The organism is Pseudomonas sp. JS3066, from assembly GCF_036328175.1.
Lineage (GTDB): Bacteria > Pseudomonadota > Gammaproteobacteria > Pseudomonadales > Pseudomonadaceae > Metapseudomonas.
On sequence record NZ_CP143312.1, the window covers coordinates 3,651,042 to 3,671,820 of the forward strand.

Annotated in this window: 25 protein-coding genes; 4 read left to right on the plus strand and 21 right to left on the minus strand. The window is 63.7% G+C overall.

Going from position 1 to position 20,779, the window contains the following annotated elements:
• Positions 1 to 3 precede the first annotated feature (3 nt).
• On the plus strand, positions 4 to 1,002 hold the full coding sequence (locus SA496_RS17295) for a sulfate ABC transporter substrate-binding protein (RefSeq protein WP_120649982.1): 999 nt from the start codon (positions 4 to 6) through the stop codon (positions 1,000 to 1,002).
• An 18-nt stretch (positions 1,003 to 1,020) separates the two neighbouring features.
• Here SA496_RS17295 and SA496_RS17300 read toward each other — a convergent pair whose 3' ends face one another.
• Entirely contained in the window at positions 1,021 to 2,127 is a 1,107-nt protein-coding gene (locus SA496_RS17300) for a DmpA family aminopeptidase (protein WP_330114199.1), read from the minus strand.
• A 15-nt stretch (positions 2,128 to 2,142) separates the two neighbouring features.
• Positions 2,143 to 3,507, minus strand: a complete 1,365-nt coding sequence (locus SA496_RS17305; RefSeq protein ID WP_330114200.1) for an APC family permease — start codon at positions 3,505 to 3,507, stop codon at positions 2,143 to 2,145.
• Between the two features lie 207 nt (positions 3,508 to 3,714).
• Between SA496_RS17305 and SA496_RS17310 the strand changes: the two genes are divergently transcribed.
• Positions 3,715 to 4,518 carry a helix-turn-helix transcriptional regulator gene (locus SA496_RS17310; protein WP_330114201.1) on the plus strand — a complete coding sequence of 268 codons (804 nt, stop codon included), beginning with the start codon at positions 3,715 to 3,717 and terminating at the stop codon, positions 4,516 to 4,518.
• A gap of 3 nt (positions 4,519 to 4,521) precedes the next feature.
• On the opposite strand, the gene SA496_RS17315 is transcribed toward SA496_RS17310, so the two are convergent.
• From SA496_RS17315 to ccmA, 11 genes are all read right to left on the minus strand, one after another.
• Entirely contained in the window at positions 4,522 to 5,070 is a 549-nt protein-coding gene (locus SA496_RS17315) for a DUF4124 domain-containing protein (protein WP_330114202.1), read from the minus strand.
• Between the two features lie 152 nt (positions 5,071 to 5,222).
• Complete coding sequence (locus SA496_RS17320) at positions 5,223 to 5,669, minus strand: hypothetical protein (RefSeq protein ID WP_153917420.1); 447 nt, start codon at positions 5,667 to 5,669, stop codon at positions 5,223 to 5,225.
• Positions 5,666 to 6,877, minus strand: coding sequence for a c-type cytochrome biogenesis protein CcmI (ccmI, locus tag SA496_RS17325; protein WP_120649976.1), 1,212 nt, complete (start codon positions 6,875 to 6,877; stop codon positions 5,666 to 5,668). The genes SA496_RS17320 and ccmI overlap by 4 nt, the downstream gene beginning before the upstream one ends.
• The gene (locus SA496_RS17330) at positions 6,874 to 7,362 is read right to left on the minus strand and encodes a cytochrome c-type biogenesis protein (RefSeq protein ID WP_120649975.1); all 489 of its coding nucleotides are present in this window, start codon (positions 7,360 to 7,362) and stop codon (positions 6,874 to 6,876) included. Before SA496_RS17330 ends, ccmI begins: the two co-directional genes overlap by 4 nt.
• Positions 7,359 to 7,895: a DsbE family thiol:disulfide interchange protein gene (locus tag SA496_RS17335; RefSeq protein ID WP_120649974.1), complete on the minus strand. Its 537-nt coding sequence runs from the start codon at positions 7,893 to 7,895 to the stop codon at positions 7,359 to 7,361. Before SA496_RS17335 ends, SA496_RS17330 begins: the two co-directional genes overlap by 4 nt.
• A complete protein-coding gene (locus SA496_RS17340) occupies positions 7,892 to 9,865 on the minus strand; it encodes a heme lyase CcmF/NrfE family subunit (RefSeq protein WP_153917418.1) in 1,974 nt (657 codons plus the stop codon). Before SA496_RS17340 ends, SA496_RS17335 begins: the two co-directional genes overlap by 4 nt.
• Positions 9,866 to 9,869: 4 nt before the next feature.
• On the minus strand, positions 9,870 to 10,316 hold the full coding sequence (ccmE, locus tag SA496_RS17345; RefSeq protein ID WP_120649972.1) for a cytochrome c maturation protein CcmE: 447 nt from the start codon (positions 10,314 to 10,316) through the stop codon (positions 9,870 to 9,872).
• Positions 10,313 to 10,489 (minus strand): heme exporter protein CcmD, encoded by a 177-nt coding sequence (gene ccmD, locus SA496_RS17350; RefSeq protein ID WP_120649971.1) that lies wholly within the window; start codon positions 10,487 to 10,489, stop codon positions 10,313 to 10,315. The genes ccmE and ccmD overlap by 4 nt, the downstream gene beginning before the upstream one ends.
• Positions 10,489 to 11,241 carry a heme ABC transporter permease gene (locus SA496_RS17355; protein WP_120649970.1) on the minus strand — a complete coding sequence of 251 codons (753 nt, stop codon included), beginning with the start codon at positions 11,239 to 11,241 and terminating at the stop codon, positions 10,489 to 10,491. Before SA496_RS17355 ends, ccmD begins: the two co-directional genes overlap by 1 nt.
• A 70-nt stretch (positions 11,242 to 11,311) precedes the next feature.
• Positions 11,312 to 11,983 (minus strand): heme exporter protein CcmB, encoded by a 672-nt coding sequence (gene ccmB, locus SA496_RS17360; RefSeq protein WP_120649969.1) that lies wholly within the window; start codon positions 11,981 to 11,983, stop codon positions 11,312 to 11,314.
• Positions 11,980 to 12,633 carry a cytochrome c biogenesis heme-transporting ATPase CcmA gene (ccmA, locus tag SA496_RS17365; RefSeq protein ID WP_330115652.1) on the minus strand — a complete coding sequence of 218 codons (654 nt, stop codon included), beginning with the start codon at positions 12,631 to 12,633 and terminating at the stop codon, positions 11,980 to 11,982. Before ccmA ends, ccmB begins: the two co-directional genes overlap by 4 nt.
• Before the next feature lie 133 nt (positions 12,634 to 12,766).
• Between ccmA and fliK the strand changes: the two genes are divergently transcribed.
• Together fliK and SA496_RS17375 are read left to right on the plus strand one after the other, a co-directional pair.
• A complete protein-coding gene (gene fliK / locus SA496_RS17370; RefSeq protein WP_330114203.1) occupies positions 12,767 to 14,305 on the plus strand; it encodes a flagellar hook-length control protein FliK in 1,539 nt (512 codons plus the stop codon).
• Complete coding sequence (locus SA496_RS17375) at positions 14,302 to 14,631, plus strand: EscU/YscU/HrcU family type III secretion system export apparatus switch protein (RefSeq protein WP_120649966.1); 330 nt, start codon at positions 14,302 to 14,304, stop codon at positions 14,629 to 14,631. The genes fliK and SA496_RS17375 overlap by 4 nt, the downstream gene beginning before the upstream one ends.
• Here the strand turns inward: SA496_RS17375 and SA496_RS17380 are convergent.
• From SA496_RS17380 to SA496_RS17415, 8 genes are all read right to left on the minus strand, one after another.
• On the minus strand, positions 14,612 to 15,049 hold the full coding sequence (locus SA496_RS17380; protein ID WP_120649965.1) for a rhodanese-like domain-containing protein: 438 nt from the start codon (positions 15,047 to 15,049) through the stop codon (positions 14,612 to 14,614). The two genes, SA496_RS17375 and SA496_RS17380, sit on opposite strands and share 20 nt — an antisense overlap.
• Before the next feature lie 178 nt (positions 15,050 to 15,227).
• Positions 15,228 to 15,638, minus strand: coding sequence for a DUF2802 domain-containing protein (locus SA496_RS17385; protein WP_120649964.1), 411 nt, complete (start codon positions 15,636 to 15,638; stop codon positions 15,228 to 15,230).
• 1 nt (position 15,639) lies between these two features.
• Positions 15,640 to 16,119: a chemotaxis protein CheW gene (locus tag SA496_RS17390; RefSeq protein WP_016493839.1), complete on the minus strand. Its 480-nt coding sequence runs from the start codon at positions 16,117 to 16,119 to the stop codon at positions 15,640 to 15,642.
• A 92-nt stretch (positions 16,120 to 16,211) separates the two neighbouring features.
• Complete coding sequence (locus SA496_RS17395; RefSeq protein WP_120649963.1) at positions 16,212 to 17,057, minus strand: CheW domain-containing protein; 846 nt, start codon at positions 17,055 to 17,057, stop codon at positions 16,212 to 16,214.
• A gap of 87 nt (positions 17,058 to 17,144) precedes the next feature.
• Positions 17,145 to 17,933, minus strand: coding sequence for a ParA family protein (locus SA496_RS17400; protein WP_120649962.1), 789 nt, complete (start codon positions 17,931 to 17,933; stop codon positions 17,145 to 17,147).
• Between the two features lie 49 nt (positions 17,934 to 17,982).
• On the minus strand, positions 17,983 to 18,870 hold the full coding sequence (gene motD, locus SA496_RS17405) for a flagellar motor protein MotD (RefSeq protein WP_120649961.1): 888 nt from the start codon (positions 18,868 to 18,870) through the stop codon (positions 17,983 to 17,985).
• Between the two features lie 10 nt (positions 18,871 to 18,880).
• The gene (locus tag SA496_RS17410) at positions 18,881 to 19,621 is read right to left on the minus strand and encodes a flagellar motor protein (protein WP_120649960.1); all 741 of its coding nucleotides are present in this window, start codon (positions 19,619 to 19,621) and stop codon (positions 18,881 to 18,883) included.
• A 16-nt stretch (positions 19,622 to 19,637) separates the two neighbouring features.
• Positions 19,638 to 20,762 carry a protein-glutamate methylesterase/protein-glutamine glutaminase gene (locus tag SA496_RS17415; protein ID WP_330114204.1) on the minus strand — a complete coding sequence of 375 codons (1,125 nt, stop codon included), beginning with the start codon at positions 20,760 to 20,762 and terminating at the stop codon, positions 19,638 to 19,640.
• Positions 20,763 to 20,779: the final 17 nt, after the last annotated feature.

A 20,779-nucleotide genomic window follows, 5' to 3' on the forward strand; every position in this document is an offset into this window, starting at 1 on the left:
CCTGTGAAACGACTGTTCTCCGCCTCCCTCCTTGCCGCCGGCCTCGCCCTGGCCAGCGCTGCCCAAGCCGCGCCGACCCTGCTCAACGTTTCCTACGACGTGATGCGCGACTTCTACAAGGACTACAACGCCGCCTTCCAGAAGCACTGGAAAGAGGAGAAAGGCGAGAACATCACCCTGCAGATGTCCCACGGCGGCTCCAGCAAACAGGCCCGCGCGGTGATCGACGGCCTGCCCGCCGATGTCATCACCATGAACCAGGCCACCGACATCAACGCCTTGGCCGACAACGGCGGCCTGGTGCCGCAGGACTGGGCCGCCCGTCTGCCGAATAACAGCGCGCCGTTCACTTCGGCCACCGTATTCATCGTGCGCAAGGGCAACCCCAAGGGCCTGAAGGACTGGCCGGATCTGCTCAAGGATGGCGTGCAGGTCGTGGTCCCCAACCCCAAGACCTCCGGCAACGGCCGTTACACCTATCTTTCCGCCTGGGGCTACGTTCTCAAGAACGGCGGTGACGAGAACAAGGCCAAGGAGTTCGTCGGCAAGCTGTTCAAGCAGGCGCCGGTGCTGGACACCGGCGGCCGCGCCGCCACCACCACTTTCATCCAGAACCAGATCGGCGACGTGCTGGTGACCTTCGAAAACGAAGCCGAGATGATCGCCCGCGAGTTCGGCCGTGGTGGTTTCGAAGTGGTCTACCCCAGCGTTTCCGCCGAGGCCGAGCCGCCGGTGGCCGTGGTCGACAAGGTAGTGGACAAGAAAGGTACCCGCGTTGCCGCCGAGGCCTATCTCAAGTACCTGTGGAGCGACGAAGGCCAGACTATCGCCGCCAACAACTATCTGCGCCCGCGCAACCCGGAGATCCTCGCCAAGTACGCCGACCGTTTCCCGAAAGTGGAATTCCTCTCCGTGGAGAAGACCTTCGGAAACTGGCGTGACGTGCAGAAGACCCACTTCAACGACGGCGGCATCTTCGACCAGGTCTACACCGGTCAGTAAACCTCCGGCCTGCCCGCATCAGCGGGCAGGCTTTCCCCTCCAGCCCTGTACCTTCAAAGCCTCCAGCAGGGTCTCCCCGTCCAGCGCCGGAACTCGCCGGCCGTCCGCGCAGACCATCTCGCGCCCGGCCAATAGCGCATTGATGATGGCCTCCTCCACCGCCTCCGCAGCCGCCGCGAACAATGGCGAGATGTGATCGTTGTTGACCATGGCGAGCGGCGTGCTGAACGGCAGGCCTTTGCGCGCGTAGTCCGCCGCAGGCATGTCCCGGTTGCCGGTGGCGAAGGCGAGGAAGATGTCGCCGCTGGAGTCCTCGGTACCGCCACCGGTGCGGGCGATTCCGATGGAGGCACGCTGGGCCAGGCGGCGGCATTGGTGCGGCAGCAGCGGCGCATCGGTTGCCAGAATGACCACAATGGAACCCATACCGGGGGTATCACGCTCGGCGAAGGGTGACTCGATTTCCCGCAGCGCGCGGCCGACCGGATAACCATCCACGCGCAGCTCCTGGCGCACACCATGGTTCGCCTGTACCAGGGCACCCACGGTCCAGCCCCCCTGCTCCGCGGCGAGACGCCGGGAAGCGGTTCCGATACCGCCCTTGAACTCGTGGCAGATCATGCCGGTACCACCGCCCACCGGACCTTCGCTCACCGCACCGGAGCGAGCCCCGACCAGCGCCTCGGTCACCTGTTCCGGCCCTACATGCTGACCCCAGATATCATTCAGCAGGCCATCGTAGGTTTCCATCACCACCGGCATGCACCAGTACACCGCATCCCTGGCCCCGTCCCGCTCGGCAGCCACGAGCGCATCGCGCACCACGCCGACGCTGTGGGTATTGGTAATGGCGATGGGCGTGGTCAACAGGCCTGCCTCGCGAATCCACTCCAGTCCGGTGGCATCCCCATTTCCGTTGAGCACATGGCAGCCGGCGAAGCAGGGCTGCTCGCGCGCCGAACCGTCACGGGGCTGCACCACCGTCACACCGGTGCGCACTGGCTTGTCGTCGCGCTCCTCGCAGATGGTGCTGTGGCCGACCCGCACACCCGGCACATCCGTGATGGCGTTGAACTCACCCGGCGTACCGAGTCCGATAGTGATACCAAGTTGACGCGCGCGCATAGCGACTCCTGTGAATCAGAGTTTCTGGAAAGCTGGGCTGAGTTTGCCGTAGGTGCCATAGAGGATGGCCGATACAGCCAGCAGCCCGAAGATGATCAAAAGATCCCGGCTGGATGCTTCCTGGGTCAGTTTGAGCAGCAAGTACCCCGCACCGGTGACTGCCAGCAGCGCAGGCAGCGGCCAGAGCGGCATGCGGTATCCGTGCTCGACATCACGCCGCAATACGCGACTGAAGAGCGCACAGAGGCCGACGATCAGGTAGACCAGGACGATCAGCAACACCGTGAAGGAGGTCATCTCCGCCAGGTTGGAACTGAAGCTGAGCAGCGCCGACGGCACGGCCAGGAACAGCGTGGCCAGCCAGGGCGACTCCCAGCGTGGATGGATGCGGGTGAAAGCGCGATTGAGGGAAGGCATCCACAGCTCGTCGCGGCCGCTGCTGAAGATCACTCGGCCGATCTGGATGACGATGGCGATGATGGCGTTGAACACGGAGAGGAAAATGCCGGCACTGACCAGTCGCGACAGCGTCTCGTTGCCATGGCTCGTAAGCAGGTAACCGATGGGGTCGGGGCTGGCGATCATTTCCGAGAGCGACGGTGCGCCGATGAGGATGGCGGTGAGCGGGATCAGCTCGATGGCGACCACCAGCAGCAGCGACCAGAGCACAGCACGGGGAACCCCACGACCGCCACATTTCATGTCTTCGGCCATGAGCACCGCCCCACCGAAGCCGTTGTAGGAGAACAGCGCCATGCCGACTGCACTCAGCACCAGCGCCATGGGTGCCACGCCCAGTACGCCGTTGTCGACGATCTGCGGATGCAATAGGACGCTGGCCGGCTGCGAGGCATTACCGAATCCGAGCGCGACTATCACCAGCAGGGCCGCCACTTCCAGAAGCAGGCAGGCGCCAGTGACCCAGGCATTGAGCTTGATGTTGAGGATACCCAGCAGGTAGCTGGCGGCCACGACCACCAGTGCGACCACTTGCGAGTCGAGCTGCGTGCCGAGCGCGACATTGAGGTAGGTCGCAGCCCCGGTGGCCAGCACCGGCGGGATGAACAGCAGCATCGCCAACACCAGGAGGAAGGTCGCGTAGCCGGGCAGGCCGCCGAACACGCGCTTGGCGTAGACGTATTCGCCACCGGCAGACTTATGGGCACGCCCCAGCTCCGCGTAGGACCAGGCGAACATCAACGCCAGCACGCCGGCAAGCGCGTAGGAAAGGAAGGCACCGCTACCAGCCTGCTGGATGGCGAAGGGCGCGATGACGAAAACTGAACTCGCGGGGGTGACACTGGAAACAGTGATGGCAACTACGTCAGCGGTGCTCAGCCTGGGCTTGAGCACGCCGTTCTCCGGGGTGGGGGCGGGCATATCCTGATCCTCTGGTTGTTATTGGTGGTTGAGGCAGTAGGAATTGGTAAGGTGCGTCGCGTGATGGGGACGCTGTCGTTGTGGGCAGATTCTCGGCAGACCTCCCGGAAACGCCAATCACCCTATTGGAGTACGCCCCTTGACGATGCCCGCCCCGGATCAGCCAAGCTTGGGTACCCCTTCCCCTCATATCGATCGGAGTACCGGATGGACAGTCTGTTCAGGGAAGCCGCCCTGCACGCCGGCCTGGGCCGCACAATCGGACAGCTCGGTGGCGACCGCTTCTGGAAACAGCTCATCCTGCTGCTGCACCAGTGGCTGCCCTTCGACAATGCGCTGGCGACCTTCTACCCAAGCGACGGGGCGCCTCAACCCCAGGAGGAGTACGACGCGGAACCGCAGGCCGGGCCGGCCTCCATGCCTGTCTACCTGGACGGTTTGTACCTGCTCGACCCGTTCTACCAGGCTTGCCGCGAAGGCCTACCCAATGGTTTCTACCGGCTGGAAGAGATCGCACCTGACCATTTCCGCCAGAGCGAGTACTACCTGAACTACTTCCACGACAACGTTCTGGAAGACGAGGTGCAATTCATCGTCCAGCTGGAGAGCCAGAGCAGCCTCTCATTGTCGCTGGGCATGCGTCGCCGCTTCAGCGCCGAGGAGTGCGGATTGCTGGGGTTGCTGTCGGGATGGGTCTTGCCACTGATGAAACAGCACTGGCTGCAGCGCACCCATGTTCCGTTGCTGACACGCCAGGATGAAGTGGCCTCGCAGGTGCGCGACGCCCTGAGCCAGTTCGGCGCCGGTGTGCTGTCGGATCGGGAGCTGGAGATCGCCCGACTGATCCTCCGGGGTTACTCGTCCAAGGCCATGGCCGAGCGACTGGCGATTTCACCGGAAACGGTGAAAGTGCATCGTCGGCATCTCTACGCCAAGCTGGACATTTCTTCCCAACCGGAGTTGTTCTCGCTGTTCATCCAGGCCCTGGGACACGACCCGGAAAACCCCTGAGCTCTACTTGAAAGTCTCGGCCCACTCGGCGAACTGCATGCACTGGCCGAACGTCAGCACGTCCTGCGTATCGGCCAGGCAGTCGATGGAAACCCGGCTCTTCTCGCTGGCAACGTACTCGCTCACGCATTCACGCTCGTTGCGCTTCAAGCCCTTGTAGAAGTCGTCCATCTTGAACATGGCCTTGTCCAGCTGGTTCTGGGTGATCTTCTGCTTGCGCACCGCATCGCGACCGAGCTTTTGCGTCTCATTGATCAAGGTGGGCATACGCGCGATAGCCGTAGAGCACTGCTGCATGCCCTTTTGCTGGAGCTGGGCGGGTGTGAGCGATGGTGACTGCGCCTCGGTGTCCACAGCAGGTTCCGGCTGCTTGGGCGGGAGCGCATCCATGCTGTTCACCTGGAGGTTGTCGCTCTGTACGGCGCGGCTCTGGGGCGGCGGAGTGTCGGTGAAGTGCAGCTTCCCATCGGCATCGCGCCACTGGTAGACCTGGGCGGTAAGGGGTTGCGCCAACAGCAGGGCAATGGCGGCAAAAGCAAGACGGGGCGGCATCCTCGGCCTCCTAGATAGCGCAGTGCCAGCACACTACATAAGGTGCTCGTCGAGGGCAACTGGCGGGGGCAAGGATGTGTAGATCTTCTCTTATGGCCCGGCGCGGCCAGGGGACGTGGAGCGGACAGCGGGCTCGCTCCACAACGCCGGAATCAGTGGAAATGCCGGCCTAGACCTGCCGGAACGCCGCTGGCGTCGGTGGGCTGCCAGGGTCCCTGCGGGCTATTGGAATAGCTCCAGCCATTATCCCAGCGATAGTAAACGCGCTCGCGATAGAAGACGTTGCGCTCACCTTCGAGCACATAGACGCCCAGGCCGGTATCCCAATAGCAATTACCACCGGGTGGCGGAGCGAAGCGCGGGTGGGCCTTCATGCGCGGGGCCTGCTTGGGAGGCTGCGGCTGCACCGGCGGAATGGGGCGATTCTGCGGCGGCGGAGTCTGAACCGCTGGCGGCTTGCGGGAAGGCTCCCACTCCGGCTCATCGGGTTCATGGTACGGACCCTGGCCAGCACAGCCGGCCAGGGTCAGCAGGAGACAGATCAGGGGCAGGCCGAAGCGAGTGCTCGGCGCTGCCGAAAGTGCAGTTTGGATGGTCATTTCTTGTCCGGGCTGTCGATGGTCAGTCGTTGGGTATCCGACGTACCAGTAGACAGCGGCGAACTGCTTCCTATCCATTCACCTGCGGTCGCATTGCCACTACGGGAGATCCGGGCGACCAGTTGCACCTGTGGGAAGTTGGACAGCTTAAGCTGCGGCATCATCGCGTCCGCGTCGCTCAGGCTTACTTCCACCGGCAGGTCGGCCACAGTCATGCGCTTGACCGCCAGTGGCATGGGCGGACCGGAGGTGGCGCGGGCGAAGATGAACACACTGTCGCCCGGCTGCACCTTATCCTTCAGTGCTGCCGCCAGATCGACATGGACCTTGAGCTGGGCACCGGTTGGCGCCGGGGCTGCGGCAGGCTCTTCTACTGCCACACCGCTTTCCTTGAGCTTTTCGCGCGCCTTGTCGATACCGCCCTGCAGGGCAGCGCGGGACGGGTCGTCAGCCGGAAGCTGGGTGATCAGGCGCTCCCAGTAGGTGATCGCATCCTGGAAGCGGCCTTCCTCGAAGCCTGCAATACCAAGCAGTCCGAGACTGGTGATTTCGTTGGGGTCGGCCTTCAGGGCCTCTTCAGTGAGCGCCTTGACCTCGGGGGTCAGCTTCTTCTGGCTGGCGAAGTACAGGGCCTGTGCCCACTGGCCAAGCAGCTCGGGCTCACGGCCCCCGCGCTTGACCGCCTGCTCGTAGGCACGCGCGGCGTCCGCCGGCCGATCCTGGGCCATGTAAGTACGACCAAGGAAGTACCAGCCTTCAGCGGATTCCGGCTGTGCCTCGACCACTCGCTCCAGGCGCGAAGTCATTTCTTCGATGCTGCGGGGCTGCTCGCGCAGTTCACGGGCCAGCTCCACCTTGTTGCTGGCGCCCCAATGCAGGTACAGGCCAAAACCGAGTGCCGGTGCAAGGATGGCGGCCACCAGCGGCAGGGCCTTGCCCAACCGGGAAATGCGGTTGATGTCGGCACCTTCGGTATCGGCCAACAGCTCACGGGCTGCTTCTGCGCGGCCAGCCTCGAACTGCTCGGCCGTCAGGGTGCCGGCGGCGTGCTGGGAGTCCAGTTCGTCCAGGCGCTCCTGATAAAGGGCCACGTTGAGGGCGGTGCGGTCTTCCTCGGTCTGGGCCTTGCGGCCGCGGAGCACGGGGATCAGCAGGAAAGCCAGGGCGACCAGCAGAAGCAGGCCGGCGGCGAGCCAGAAATCGATCATGAGTCTTTCTTGTCCTGGTTCTCGGAGTTCAGCAGGGCATCGAGGCGGGCCTGCTCATCGGCGGAAAGCAGCACCTGCGCAGGGCTGTTCTCTACCCGGCGGCGGCGGACGACGATGATGCCCAGCACCACCAGCCCTCCTATCAGCAGGCCAGCGGGGCCATACCAGAGCAACACGGTGCGGGCGTTGACCGGCGGCTTGTAGCGCACGAAGTCGCCGTAGCGCGCCACCAGGTAGTCGACGATCTCGTCGTTGTTCTTGCCCTCCTCCAGCATGCGGAAGATTTCCCGGCGCAGGTCGGTGGCAATCGGTGCGTTGGAGTCGGCGATATTCTGGTTCTGGCACTTCGGGCAACGCAGTTCTTCGGTCAGGACGCGGAAGCGCTCGCGCTCGGCCTCATCCTTGAACTGGTAGGTATCGATGGCGGCCTTGGCGACACCGGTAAGGGCCAGCCCCAGCAGGGCAGCAGCGATCAGACGCTTCATTTGCCGCCCTCATCCGCCAGGGACTGGTACAGAGGGGCCAGTTGCTCGCGCCAGACCACTTCGTCGATCACGCCGACGAACTTGTGGCGAATGATGCCGTCCTTGTCGATCAGGAAGGTTTCCGGCGCGCCATACACGCCCAGGTCCAGACCGAGGCTGCCCTGTTCGTCGCGGATGTCCAGCTGATAAGGGTTGTGGAATTCCTTTAGCCATTTCAGCGCGGCGGCGTTGTCATCCTTGTAGTTGACGCCGTAGATGGTCACGCCCATCTGTGCCAGCTTGTTCAGCACCGGGTGCTCGACGCGGCAGGAGACACACCAGGTGCCCCAGACGTTGACCAGCGCCGGCTTACCTTTGAGATCGGCCTCGGTGAGGGTGCGCTCGCCGGTGACATTGGGCAGCGAGAAGGCCGGGAACGGTTTGCCGATCAGGGCCGAGGGTAACTCGGCCGGGTCAAGGAACAGCCCGCGATAAAGGAATACCGCGATGGCAAGGAAGCCCAGCAGCGGCAGGACGAGGATCAAACGCTTCATGCTTGGGCTCCAGCCATCCCCAGCGCCTCACGGACGCGGGTCTTCACTTTCACGCGGTAGCGGCGGTCGAAGGCCGCCAGCAGGCCGCCAAGGCCCATCAGCAAGCCGCCCAGCCAGATCCAGCGGACGAAGGGTTTGACGTGAACGCGCACAGCCCAGGCGCCATTGTCCAGGGGTTCGCCGAGCGCGACGTAGAGATCGCGGGTGAAGCCAGCGTCGATGCCGGCTTCGGTCATCACCGATTGCTGAACGGTGTAGAGCCGCTTCTCCGGGTGCAATACCGTCACCTGGTTCTCGCCCTCATAGACGGTCACGGTTCCCTTGTCGGAGGTGAAGTTCGGGCCTTCATGATGCGCAGCGCCCTCGAAGAGGAAACGATAGCCGCCCAACTCCACCGACTCGCCCGGAGCCAGCCGCAGGTCGCGCTCAGCGCTGTACTGGCTGGATAGCACTACGCCCAGGGCACAGACGGCGATACCGGCGTGGGCCAGTTGCATGCCCCAGTAGCTACGGGTCAGGCCAGCGGCGCCTTTGAGCAGGCCCTTGTGACGGGTCTTGTCGAGCAGATCGCGAACACCGGCCAGCACGACCCAGGCGGACAACGCGCCCACAGCCAGCACCGCCCAGTGGAAGTCGCCATAGAAGAAGGCGGCCAGCACACCCAACAGCAGGCTGCCGATCAGCACCGGACCGAGCATGCCCAGCAGCCATTTCACCGGCGTATCCTTCCAGCGCACCAGCACGCCGACCGCCAGGGCCAGCATGACGAGGCCCATCAACGGCAGGAACAGGGCATTGAAGTACGGCGGGCCCACCGACAGCTTGGCGCCAGACAAGGCATCCAGTACCAGCGGGTAGAGGGTGCCGAGCAGGATCATCGACGCCGCCACCACCAGCACCAGGTTGTTCACCAGGAGCAGGGTCTCGCGGGACCAGAGAGCGAAGCCCACCTGGCTCTTCACAACGGGAGCACGCACCGCGAACAGCGCCAGCGAACCGCCCACTACCAACAGCAGGAACGCCAGGATGAACACACCGCGCTCCGGGTCGGAGGCAAAGGCGTGTACAGAGGTCAGCACGCCGGAACGGACCAGGAAGGTGCCCAGCAGGCTGAGGGAGAACGCCGCGATGGCCAGCAGCACGGTCCAACTCTTGAACACGCCGCGTTTCTCGGTCACTGCCAGGGAGTGAATCAGCGCAGTGCCCACCAGCCATGGCATGAAGGAGGCGTTTTCCACCGGATCCCAGAACCACCAGCCGCCCCAGCCCAGCTCGTAGTAGGCCCACCAGGAGCCGAGCACGATGCCGACGCCAAGGAAAGCCCAGGCGATGATGGTCCATGGCCGCGACCAGCGCGCCCAGGCGGCATCCAGCCGTCCGCCGAGCAATGCGGCGATGGCGAAGGCGAAGGCCACCGAGAAGCCCACGTAGCCCATGTACAGCATCGGCGGATGGACGATCAGGCCGAAGTCCTGCAGCAACGGATTGAGGTCGTTGCCGTCAGCCGGCATGTTCGGCAGCAGGCGATTGAACGGGTTGGAAGTGACGATCAGGAACAGCAGGAAGCCGATGCTGATCATCCCCATGACCGCCAGCACACGAGCCAGCATCACTTCCGGCAGTTGCCGGGAGAAGATCGAAACCGCGAAGGTCCAGCCACCGAGGATCAGGGCCCACAGCAGCAACGAGCCTTCGTGGGCGCCCCAGACGGCACTGAACTTGAAGTACCAGGGCAGTGCACTGTTGGAGTTGCTGGCGACATAGGCGACGGAGAAGTCATCCACCATGAACGCGTAGGTCAGGCAGCCGAAGGCAAAGGCCAGGAAGGTGAACTGCCCCCAGGCAGCGGGCTGAGCCAGGCTCATCCACTGGCGGTCACCACGCCAGGCGCCGATCAGCGGCAAGGTCGCCTGCACCACAGCCATGCACAGGGCAAGAATCAGGGCCAGGTGGCCGAGTTCGGGAATCATCAGGTCACCCCTCCTTCTTCGGGAGTTGGCCACTTTCCTTGAGGGCCTTGGTCACTTCCGGCGGCATGTAGTTCTCGTCGTGCTTGGCCAGCACTTCGTCAGCCACCAGCACGCCATCGGCATTCAGCTTGCCAAGGGCGACAATGCCCTGCCCTTCACGGAACAGGTCGGGAAGAATGCCGTGGTAGCGGATGGTCACGTTCTTCGCGAAATCGGTCACGACGAACTGCACGTCCAGGGAGTCGCCGCTGCGTTGCACCGAGCCCTTTTCCACCATGCCGCCAGCACGAATACGGGTGTCCTGCGGGGCCTCGCCATTGGCGATCTGAGTGGGGGTGTAGAACAGGTTGATGTTCTGTTGCAGCGCGGACAGCGCCAGCGCCACGGCGATGCCCACACCCGCCAGGATGGCAAGGATGATGAACAGGCGCTTCTTGCGAACCGGATTCACTTCGACTCCTCCCGGCGCAAACGACGCGCCTCGTCTTGCAGGTAACGGCGCCGCGCGATTAGCGGCATAGCGACGTTGATGGCCAGTACCACCAAGCTGATGCCGTAGGCGGTCCAGACATACAGGCCATGGTTACCCATGGCGAGAAATTCGGTGAAGGAAGAAAAACTCATCAGACCTTACCCACTTGTGCCTGAATCTCGGCCTTGGCCCAGCTGGCGCGGGACTCGCGCTTGAGCACTTCCAGGCGCATGCGCATCAGCATCACGGCGCCGAAGAAGCAGTAGAAGCCGAGCACCATGATCAGCAGCGGCACCCACATTTCCGCCGGCATGGCCGGCTTCTCAGTGATTTTGAAGGTGGCAGGCTGGTGCAGGGTGTTCCACCACTCCACCGAGTACTTGATGATCGGGATATTGATCACGCCGACGATCGCCAGCACCGCACAGGCCTTGGCAGCACTGTCACGATTGCTGATCGCCTGCCCGAGGGCAATGAGACCGAAGTACAGAAAAAGAAGGATGAGCATCGACGTGAGGCGGGCATCCCACACCCACCAGGCGCCCCAGGTCGGCTTGCCCCAGATGGCGCCGGTAACCAGAGCCACGAAGGTCATCCAGGCACCGATAGGCGCGGCGGCCTGCAAGGCGACATCGGCGAGTTTCATCTTCCAGACCAGACCCACTACCCCGCACACGGCGAGCATGATGTAGCAGGACTGGGCGAGGAAGGCCGCCGGCACATGGATGTAGATGATTCGGAAGCTGTTGCCCTGCTGGTAGTCCGGCGGCGCGAAAGCCAACCCCCAGACCAGGCCGAGGGTAATCAGGATCACCGCTCCCCAGGCGAGCCAGGGCAGCCAGCGACCGCTGATCTCATAGAACCACTTCGGCGACCCGAGCTTGTGGAACCAGGTCCAGTTCATCGGGGCCACCTGCTCGGCGCTGCGGCCTGTTCGGACATCGGCAGTTTTCTCATCAGGGCAACTCTATTTCTTATTCGCCGACGCTGATGGTCAGGCCAGCGGCAATGGCAAAGGGTGTCAGGGTCACCGCCAGGGCGGTGAGGCTCGCCAGCCACAACAGGTGGCCGACGGTCGGCAATCCTTGCAAGGCCGCCTGCAACGCCCCGCTGCCGAGAATCAGCACCGGGATGTACAGCGGCAGGATCAGCAGCGCCAGCAAGAGGCCACCACGCTTGAGACCGACAGTCAGCGCGGCGCCGACGGCGCCCAGCAGGCTCAAGACCGGGGTACCCAGCAACAGCGAAATCAGCAGGACGGGCAGGCATCGTGCCGGCAGGCCAAGCATCAGTGCCAGCAACGGGGCCAGCAGCACCAGGGCCAATCCGGAAAAGAGCCAGTGTGCCAGCACCTTGGCCAGGACCAGAAGCGGCAGGGGGTGCGGCGAAACGACCCACTGTTCGAGGGAGCCGTCTTCGAAGTCACTGCGGAAAAGCCCGTCCAGCGAGAGCAGGACGGCCAGCAGGGCCGCTACCCAGACCAGGCCGGGGGAAAGGCTTTGCAACAATTGGGTCTCGGGGCCGACGGCCAGCGGAAACAATGCGACCACTATGGCGAAGAACACCAGCGGGTTGGCCAATTCCGCCGGACGGCGTACCAGCAGGCGGGCTTCGCGGGCGACCAGCAGTGTGAAGACGTTGCTCATGCGCGGCGCTGCCCCAGGTCGAGTTCACGGTAGCCGGTGGGTACCTGGCCCATGGTGTGGTGAGTCGTGAAGACAACCAGGCCGCCCTGCTCGCAATGGCTCGCCAGATGAGCCTCTAGCTGGGCAACACCCTGCCTGTCGAGGGCGGTGAAGGGTTCATCGAGAATCCACAGCGGTGGCGCGTCCAGGTACAGGCGTGCCAGCGCGACGCGGCGCTGCTGCCCGGCGGACAGGGTGTGGCAGGGTACATCTTCAAAACCACGCAGGCCGACCGCTTCCAGTGCCCGCCAGATGGCGTCGCGCTCGGCGGGCTGGTGCAAGGCGCAGAGCCAGCGCAGGTTTTCCTCCGGGGTCAGCAAACCCTTGATACCGGCGGCATGACCGATCCACAGGAGGTTGCGCGCCAGCTCGCTGCGCTGGCTGGCCAATGGCTTGCCGTTCAGGCGAACTTCACCGGCAGTGGGCTGCATCAGACCGCAGAGGAGACGCAGCAGGCTGGTCTTGCCACTGCCATTGGGGCCGGCGACCTGGAGCATCTCGCCACGGGACAGTTGCAGGTCCAGCCGCTCGAACAGCAGGCGCCAATCCCGCTCGCAGGCGAGGGCCACGGTCTCGAGATAGGGACTGGTCACGGCATGAGTACCCGGGATGTATTCAAGTCAGGAAGGTGCCGGCCGCTATAATGGAGAACTCCAAGGCTCGCAGCCGGCCCGGACGGGGCGGCATTATACATGCCACATCCCCCCCCCGAAGCGAGCTTTTTCGACAGGTTGTAACCCCTTCATGACCGAAATCAGCGGCGCGCGCCCTCTCCCACCCAGCCAGCCCGTTTCCCGCCTCGTGCAAAACGCGGCGGACATGGCGCTCAAACTGCTTCAGCCCCTGGACGGACTGCTGGCCGCCGGTGAAAGCGCCGACGCCGAAGTCATCGCCCTGAAGGAAACCGCTCAGAGCTTCCAACTGCTGCTCAAGCTGACCCTGGCCAATGGCACTCAGACCACGCTTGAGGCCAGCAGCACGCGCCCTTTGGCCCAGGGAAGCCTGCTCAACATCACTGCCCTGTCGGATACCCGCCTGGCCATGGCACTAAAAGGCGGCGAACGTGCCCTCGGCAGCCTCGATCTCGACCTGCTGCCGGTGGGCACCCTGGTCCAGGGCAAGGTCGTGGCAAGCGAACTGGCCACCCAGGGCAAGGCCCAGTCGGCGGTCTACAAGGTACTGGTGAACGTGCTCAACACCCCGCTGGCCGGTAGCCAACTGAACATCGAAAGCCCGCGCCCGCTGGCCATCGGCAGCCTGCTGAGTGCCCAGGTCCAAGGTAGCCAGATGCTGCAGTTCCTGCCCCTCGCCGCTCAATTGGACCAACTCGAACTCACCCAGCAACTGGCCGGGCAGCAAAGCCGCCAGGGCTCCCTCGACGCCTTGCTCGGCGCTCTGCAAAGCACCGGCCGGGAGAGCCTGCCGGAAAACCTGCGCGCGGCCATGGACAAGCTGCTTGGCGCATTGCCCGACATCCGCCAGCTTGGCGACCCCAAGGTCCTGGCAGCCGCCCTGGAGAACAGCGGTGCCCTACTGGAGTCACGACTCCTGGCCGGGCAGTCCGGCTCCCTGGCCCAGGACTTCAAGGCCAACCTGCTGCGCCTGGTCGCCCAGTTGCTGCCGTCTTTGCCTACCGCCACCAGCCTGCCGACCATCGGCACCAGCAATGCCATGGCCCAGGCACTGCCGGCGTTCATCCGCAACGCTCTGGGTGCCCTCGGCCAGGCCAATGCCCGCCAGCAGGCGCTGAGTTTCCCCCTGCCCTCGCGCCTGGCGCAGGCCGCCGAAGAAGAAGGCGACCTGGAAACACTGCTCAAACTGGCCGCCGCTGCCGTTTCCCGACTGCAGACGCATCAACTCTCCAGCCTCGCCCAGACCCAAGTGACGCCAGAAGGCAACCTGCTGACCACCTGGCAGCTCGAAGTGCCGATGCGCAACCAGCAAGACATCGTCCCGCTGCAGATCAAGCTGCAACAGGAGCAGGAAGGCCGGCAGGAAAAGAACGAGCGCAAGGAAAGTCTCTGGCGTATCGAACTGGCCTTCGATCTGGAGCCCCTAGGGCCACTGCAGGTCCAGGCGCAACTGGCACAGGGCAGCCTGTCCAGTCAGCTATGGGCGGAACGCGCCGGTACCGCCGGATTGATAGATCGCGAACTGCCGAACCTGCGTGAGCGCCTTCAGGCCGCGGGCCTTACCGTCGGCGAACTGGCCTGCATCCAGGGCCAGCCACCGCGCGGGCACCGCACCACACTCGAACAACGCTGGGTGGATGAGACCGCATGAGCAAGAGACCGCGCCAGGCCATTGCCCTCTCCTACGACGGTACAAGCGCCCCCAACCTGACCGCCAAGGGCGACGACGAACTGGCCGAAGCCATCCTCGCCATCGCCCGCGAGTACGAAGTGCCCATCTACGAGAACGCCGACCTGGTACGTCTGCTTGCACGTCTGGAACTGGGCGATGCCATCCCCGAGCCGCTCTACCGCACCATCGCTGAGATCATTGCATTCGCCTGGTACCTGAAAGGCAAATGCCCGGACGGCTTCGACCCCGATGCCGAACGTGATGTCACCCCTGCCCTGCCACTGCTCAACGGTCCGGGTTACTGAGTACCAGGCGTTCCCCCGCCAGTCCCTTACCCTGGGGGAAGTCCTGCAATTGCCACGCAAAGTACCCTTCGCGGAAATAGAACACCTGCCGATAGCCCCAGCTGACGGCCATCTTCACCGCCTGAGCACCGTGGGGGCAGACCTCGCTGTCGCAATAGATCACCAGGGGTATCTGGCGCGGCCATTGTGGCTGGGCCAAGTCACTGAACCGATCGAGCAGGTCAAGGTGCAGGGCGCCATGAATATGGCCCCAGGTCCACTCGCGCGTAGGCCTTACATCGATGAAGATCGCGCCGCGCTCATACAGGTAACGTGCCTGCAACACGTTGACCGTCATTGCGCCCTTTACTTCCATGGGGGCTTCCTGGGCCTGCAGGCAGGACATCAGGCATAACAACAGAACTGGAAGCAGACGCATCGCCGGACCTCCCCGGAGAGAAGCCCCGGAATTTCAGCTTAGGTCAAGCGCATAGCCAAGAATTGGAACGATTGGAACGGACGGCGATAGCGCTAAGAACAGCTCGCGCTAAAGCAGCTGACGGAAAGTGAGGTTGCCAGTGCATGAGTGGTGGCCAGCGCAACCCTCGCTGCCGGTATCAGTCATGCTCCGACTTTGCCTGATGGAGCCTGCTCACCAGTTCGGCTTCGGCCTTGGTCAGCCCACAGGAATGGGTGAGGTCATCGACGCTGGCGCCGAGACCTACCAGACGCGCCGCCTGTGAGAAGGAAAGGCTCGTGGGGTCGCGCTGCTCCATCCGGCTCAGTTTGTCCGGCAGCGGAGCCACTACGCGACGCAGCTCCTGAAGGTCTTCGCCCATACGCACGCTGCCGTCGAAATAGGCTTCGAGACGGCGCCCCAGCTCCTTGATCTTCTGGTCGCGCACTGCGTCGCGCTTGGCCTGCGCCTCCACTTCCTGGCGCAGGCGCTTGGCCAGCCAGTAGCAAGTCGCTCCCAGGCCAGCGCAGGCCAGGGCCAGAACCACCGCGAGCAGTGCAATCCAGATCAACTCAGATGCTCTCCAGCTCGGACCACTCTTCCTCGCTCATCATCTTGTCCAGCTCGACGAGGATCAGCAGTTCGCCGTTCTTGTTGCAGACGCCCTGGATGAACTTGGCGGATTCGTCGTTACCGACGTTGGGGGCGGTCTCGATCTCCGACTGGCGGAGGTAGACGACCTCGGCCACGCTGTCGACGAGGATGCCCACCACCTGCTTGTCCGCCTCGATGATGACGATGCGGGTGTTATCGGTCACCGGCGCCGGGCCAAGGCCGAAACGCTGGCGGGTGTCGATCACCGTCACCACGTTGCCACGCAGGTTGATGATGCCCAGCACGTAGCTCGGGGCCCCCGGTACCGGAGCGATTTCGGTGTAACGCAGAACTTCCTGCACCTGCATTACGTTGATGCCGTAGGTTTCATTGTCCAGGCGGAAAGTCACCCATTGCAGGATGGGATCTTCGGCACCTTGAGCGGACGATTTCTTCATGTTCCCTAGCCTCTCTTGAGCCACCCTGGGCGGCGTACGCGGGTTAACCCGCTGTTGTGTTCATGGAGCTCCGTACGGCACGGAGCCACCCCTCAATTAAGTGACATGCGCTTGATGGCGCCGCTGGCGATCAGCTCGGCGAGGGCCGAGACGTCCAGCAGCGCACACATGTGTTCGATTACGGTACCGGCCAACCAGGGCCTTTGGCTACGCTGGCTGCGCCATTTGATTTCGTTCGGGTCCAGGCGGATGGAACGGCTGACCTGATGAACCGCCAGCCCCCACTCGTAACCCTGCACCGAAATCACGTACTGCAGGCCCTCGCGGAAGTCGTCACGGTAGCGCTCGGGCATGACCCAGCGCGCGGTATCCAGCACTTTGAGGTTGCCCGCCTGGCACGGCAGTATGCCGAGGAACCAGTCCGGCTGTCCGAACAAGGGCGTCAGCTCCTGACCGGCCAGAGGGTAGATGGAGCCAAGCGACACCAGCGGAACGGCCAGTGTCAGTCCGGCGACATCGAACAGCAGGCACTCGAAAGGTTCTTCACCCCACGCGGGCCGCCCACCGGCAACGAGCGCGGGAACATCTGAATGGAGCGCGCCCGGCATGCCGAGCTCTACCAGCGGCTCGACGCGCGCCTGCGCGAGTTCCGGCGCGGTCACAACCTCAGCCGGCACAAGCACTTCGGGCTCCAGGACCAGCAGCGGCTCTACTTCCAACTCCGGCGCAACCGGGATCGGAGTAGCCAGCGGCGCCGGCGCTGCCTCCAGCACGTGAGTCAGGCGTGCGTCACGTACCTGTTCTTCCAGCACCGCGGCTTCGAACTCTTCCCGGCTGATGCTTTCCGCCAGCTCGACTGAAGCCTCTTGCAACAGCGCATCCAGGTAGGACTGCAGAGCCAGTTGCGGGCGGGTGGCTGTGGCGAGAGGACGACTCATGTTGGGAACCCACGGAATTGATCTGTAGAGCCTATCGGCAGGCGGCACACTTCACTTGAGCTCCAGCAGTCGGCGTTGCAGCGCATCTCAGGCCACCTGGGTGGCCAGTTGCTGGCTGAGCAGGTGCTTGAGCAAAGCGCGGTAGGCAATCACGCCGCGGCTGTTGGAGTCGTACTGCGACGGCGTGACGCCGGCGCGACTGGCATCGCGCAGTCGGGTATCCACCGGAATGTAGGCCTGCCAGAGATTCTCCGGGTAGTTGTTGCGCAGCACTTTGAGGGTATTGAGCGACGCCTGGGTCCGACGGTCGAACAGCGTCGGCACGATGGTGTAGGGCAGAGCCTGCTTGCGCGAGCGGTTGATCATGCTCAGCGTGCTGACCATGCGTTCCAGGCCCTTCACTGCAAGGAATTCGGTCTGCACCGGAATCACCAGCTGCTGGCTGGCCGCCAGGGCGTTGACCATCAGCACCCCGAGCAGCGGCGGGCTGTCGATGATTGCGTGGTCGAACTGCTGCCAGAGCTGCGCCAGGCTCTTGGCGATCACCAGACCGAGGCCATTCTGCCCCGGCGATTGGCGCTCGAGGGTCGCAAGTGCGGTACTGGACGGTAGCAGCGAGATGCGCTCGTTGCTGGTCTGCAGCAGCAGCTCGCGCGGCAAACCATCGGGCACGCTGCCCTGGTTGAGGAACAGGTCGAAGCAGCTGTGTTCCAGCGTGTCCGGATCATGCCCGAAATAGCTGGTCATCGACCCGTGGGGGTCGAGGTCAACCACCACGACGCGCTTGCCGGCATCGGCCAGCAGACCTGCCAGGGCGATGGACGTGGTGGTCTTGCCGACTCCACCTTTTTGGTTGGCTACTGCCCAGACTCTCATCTTCTTCATCCTCCCGGCTGCGCTGATGCACCGAGACTTTCAACCTGCCCTATGGGGCAGGTGACGGGGAATTGACGGCACCCGCTGCAGGGGCCTGTGCTGGCGCTGCTGGTGCAGGTTGCGTGCCAGCCCTCTGCAGCGCGGCATCCGGCTTGGCATTGGCGCTACCGACGCCGCTGACACTGCGGCGCACATCGAGATTGCGGGAGATCACCAGCACCACGCGCCGATTGCGCGCGCGCCCTTCGGCCGTGGCGTTATCCGCAACCGGCTGGAACTCACCATAGCCCACCGCTGCCAGGCGGCGGGGCGCCAAACCGTCCATGGCCAGCATGCGCACGATGCTGGCGGCACGCGCCGTGGAAAGCTCCCAATTGGAGGGGAACTGCGAGGTGGCGATGGGCAGGTTGTCAGTGAAACCTTCGACGTGAACAGGATTGTCGTAGGGCGCCAGAATCCTGGCGACTTTCTCGATCAAGGTGAAAGCCACGTCATTGGGAACGGCGTCACCACTGGGAAACAGCAGACTGGAGTTCATCTCGATCTCCACCCAGAGTTCGTTACCGCGCACATTCAACTGCTCGGATTTGATCAAGTCGCCGAAGGCATCGCGTACGCTCTGGGCGATCTCTTGCAGCGGATCGGCACCCGGATCGTCGATCGAGCTCTGGCTACGCTCGCTCTCTTCCACCATGCTGCGGTCAGGCTCGGTGGTACGCGGCTTTTCCTCGCCTACCGGGATCGGCTTGATCGAGCGGTCGGGCTGGTTGAACACGCCGACCAAGGTTTCCGAAAGGATCTTGTACTTGCCCTCGTTGATCGAGGAGATGGAGTACATCACCACGAAGAAGGCGAACAGCAGAGTGATGAAGTCCGCGTAGGACACCAGCCAGCGTTCGTGATTCTCATGTTCTTCCTGATGCCGCCTGCGCGCCATGGCCCGTTCCTCAATCCATGAAGCCTTGCAGCTTGAGTTCGATCGATCGCGGGTTCTCGCCTTCGGCGATGGAGAGGATGCCCTCCAGCAGCATTTCGCGGTAACGCGACTGGCGAATGGCGATGGACTTCAGCTTGTTGCCGATGGGCAGAAGCAGCAGGTTGGCGAAACCGACGCCGTAGATGGTAGCGACGAAGGCCACCGCTATACCGCCCCCCAGTTGGCTGGGGTCTGCCAGGTTGCCCATTACGTGGATCAGGCCCATGACGGCACCGATGATGCCGATGGTGGGTGCGTAGCCGCCCATGCTCTCGAATACCTTGGCAGCTTGCAGGTCGCGCCCCTCCTGGGTGAAGAGATCAACCTCGAGGATGCTGCGGATGGATTCCGGTTCTGCGCCATCCACCAGCAGTTGCAGGCCCTTGCGAGCGAATGGGTCGGGTTCGCTGTCGGCGACCGGTTCCAGGCCCAGCAAGCCCTCCTTGCGCGCGGTCATGCTCCAGTTCACCACACGAGTGATGCCACCGGCGAGGTCCACTTGGGGTGGAAAGAGAATCCAGCGGAAGATGGCCAGCGCTCGCTTGAAGATGCTCATGGGCGTCTGCAGGAAAGCCGCGCCCAGGGTGCCACCCAGAACGATGAGTGCCGCAGGTCCGTTGAGCAGGGCTGCGGCATGGCCGCCTTCGAGGTAATTGCCGCCGATGATGGCGACGAAGGCCAGGATTACCCCGATGAGGCTCAGTACATCCATTACCTGGGTTTCTCCATTACATGCACGCCTCGACCAGGTGGCGGCCAATATCGTCCAGGCCATAGACCGCATCGGCCAGGTTGGCCTTCACCACTGCCATGGGCATGCCGTAGATCACGCAGCTGGCTTCATCCTGTGCCCATATCTGGCTGCCGCCCTGCTTGAGCAGGCGCGCACCTTCGCGACCATCGGCGCCCATGCCGGTCAGCACCACCGCCAGGACCTTGTCATTGTAGGCCTTGGCCGCCGAGCCAAAGGTGATGTCCACGCAGGGCTTGTAGTTCAGGCGCTCGTCGCCGGGGAGGATGCGCACCACGCCACGCGTGTCGACCATCATCTGCTTGCCACCGGGTGCGAGCAGGGCCAGGCCCGGACGCAGGACGTCACCATCCTCCGCTTCCTTGACGGTAATCCGGCAAAGCTTGTCCAGACGTTCGGCAAAAGCCTTGGTGAAGGCCGCCGGCATGTGCTGGACCAATACCAGGGGGGCCGGAAAATTGGCCGGCAGCTGGGTGAGTACACGTTGCAGGGCAACCGGCCCGCCGGTGGAGGTGCCAATCGCCACCAACCGGTAGGCCTTACGCTTTGGGGCGGCGGAGGCTGCCGGCGTTGCCGGTGCAGCATGGCTGGGCTGCGCCGGGGCATGAGCCGGGGTATGAGCCGGGCGTGCCGGGATGCTAGCGGCAGCTGCCGGGGCCGCATAAGCCGGTTGCGCCGGGGCACTGAAGCTGCTGTAGCGGCGGTTGCTGCGAGCGATGCTGTGCACTTTCTCGCAAAGCAGTTGCTTGACCTTCTCGGGGGTGCGCGAGATGTCCTCGAAATTCTTCGGCAGGAAATCCACCGCGCCAGCATCCAGGGCATCGAGAGTGACGCGGGCGCCTTCGTGGGTCAGCGAGGAGAACATCATGACCGGCGTCGGGCAGCGCTGCATGATGTGCCGCACTGCGGTGATGCCGTCCATCATCGGCATCTCGTAATCCATGGTGATGACATCGGGTTTGAGCGCCAGTGCCTGGTCAATGGCTTCGCGGCCATTGGTGGCAGTGCCCACCACCTGGATATTGGGGTCGGAAGAAAGAATTTCCGAGACGCGGCGGCGGAAGAACCCGGAGTCATCCACCACCAGAACCTTGACTGCCATAAGAAAAAAGCTCCTAG

Bases quoted from the DNA above. Each gene is read 5' to 3' on its own strand.
- SA496_RS17330 (WP_120649975.1), bottom strand. From the start codon at position 7,362: ATGAAGCGTCTGATCGCTGCTGCCCTGCTGGGGCTGGCCCTTACCGGT.
- SA496_RS17320 (WP_153917420.1), bottom strand. From the start codon at position 5,669: ATGACCATCCAAACTGCACTTTCGGCAGCGCCGAGCACTCGCTTCGGC.
- SA496_RS17400 (WP_120649962.1), bottom strand. From the start codon at position 17,933: ATGAGAGTCTGGGCAGTAGCCAACCAAAAAGGTGGAGTCGGCAAGACC.
- SA496_RS17410 (WP_120649960.1), bottom strand. From the start codon at position 19,621: ATGGATGTACTGAGCCTCATCGGGGTAATCCTGGCCTTCGTCGCCATC.
- SA496_RS17395 (WP_120649963.1), bottom strand. From the start codon at position 17,057: ATGAGTCGTCCTCTCGCCACAGCCACCCGCCCGCAACTGGCTCTGCAG.
- SA496_RS17300 (WP_330114199.1), bottom strand. From the start codon at position 2,127: ATGCGCGCGCGTCAACTTGGTATCACTATCGGACTCGGTACGCCGGGT.
- motD (WP_120649961.1), bottom strand. From the start codon at position 18,870: ATGGCGCGCAGGCGGCATCAGGAAGAACATGAGAATCACGAACGCTGG.
- ccmD (WP_120649971.1), bottom strand. From the start codon at position 10,489: ATGAGTTTTTCTTCCTTCACCGAATTTCTCGCCATGGGTAACCATGGC.
- fliK (WP_330114203.1), top strand. From the start codon at position 12,767: ATGACCGAAATCAGCGGCGCGCGCCCTCTCCCACCCAGCCAGCCCGTT.
- SA496_RS17305 (WP_330114200.1), bottom strand. From the start codon at position 3,507: ATGCCCGCCCCCACCCCGGAGAACGGCGTGCTCAAGCCCAGGCTGAGC.
- SA496_RS17340 (WP_153917418.1), bottom strand. From the start codon at position 9,865: ATGATTCCCGAACTCGGCCACCTGGCCCTGATTCTTGCCCTGTGCATG.
- SA496_RS17380 (WP_120649965.1), bottom strand. From the start codon at position 15,049: ATGCGTCTGCTTCCAGTTCTGTTGTTATGCCTGATGTCCTGCCTGCAG.
- SA496_RS17355 (WP_120649970.1), bottom strand. From the start codon at position 11,241: ATGAACTGGACCTGGTTCCACAAGCTCGGGTCGCCGAAGTGGTTCTAT.
- SA496_RS17310 (WP_330114201.1), top strand. From the start codon at position 3,715: ATGGACAGTCTGTTCAGGGAAGCCGCCCTGCACGCCGGCCTGGGCCGC.
- SA496_RS17390 (WP_016493839.1), bottom strand. From the start codon at position 16,119: ATGAAGAAATCGTCCGCTCAAGGTGCCGAAGATCCCATCCTGCAATGG.
- SA496_RS17315 (WP_330114202.1), bottom strand. From the start codon at position 5,070: ATGCCGCCCCGTCTTGCTTTTGCCGCCATTGCCCTGCTGTTGGCGCAA.
- ccmB (WP_120649969.1), bottom strand. From the start codon at position 11,983: ATGAGCAACGTCTTCACACTGCTGGTCGCCCGCGAAGCCCGCCTGCTG.
- ccmI (WP_120649976.1), bottom strand. From the start codon at position 6,877: ATGATCGATTTCTGGCTCGCCGCCGGCCTGCTTCTGCTGGTCGCCCTG.
- SA496_RS17415 (WP_330114204.1), bottom strand. From the start codon at position 20,762: ATGGCAGTCAAGGTTCTGGTGGTGGATGACTCCGGGTTCTTCCGCCGC.
- SA496_RS17335 (WP_120649974.1), bottom strand. From the start codon at position 7,895: ATGAAGCGTTTGATCCTCGTCCTGCCGCTGCTGGGCTTCCTTGCCATC.
- SA496_RS17375 (WP_120649966.1), top strand. From the start codon at position 14,302: ATGAGCAAGAGACCGCGCCAGGCCATTGCCCTCTCCTACGACGGTACA.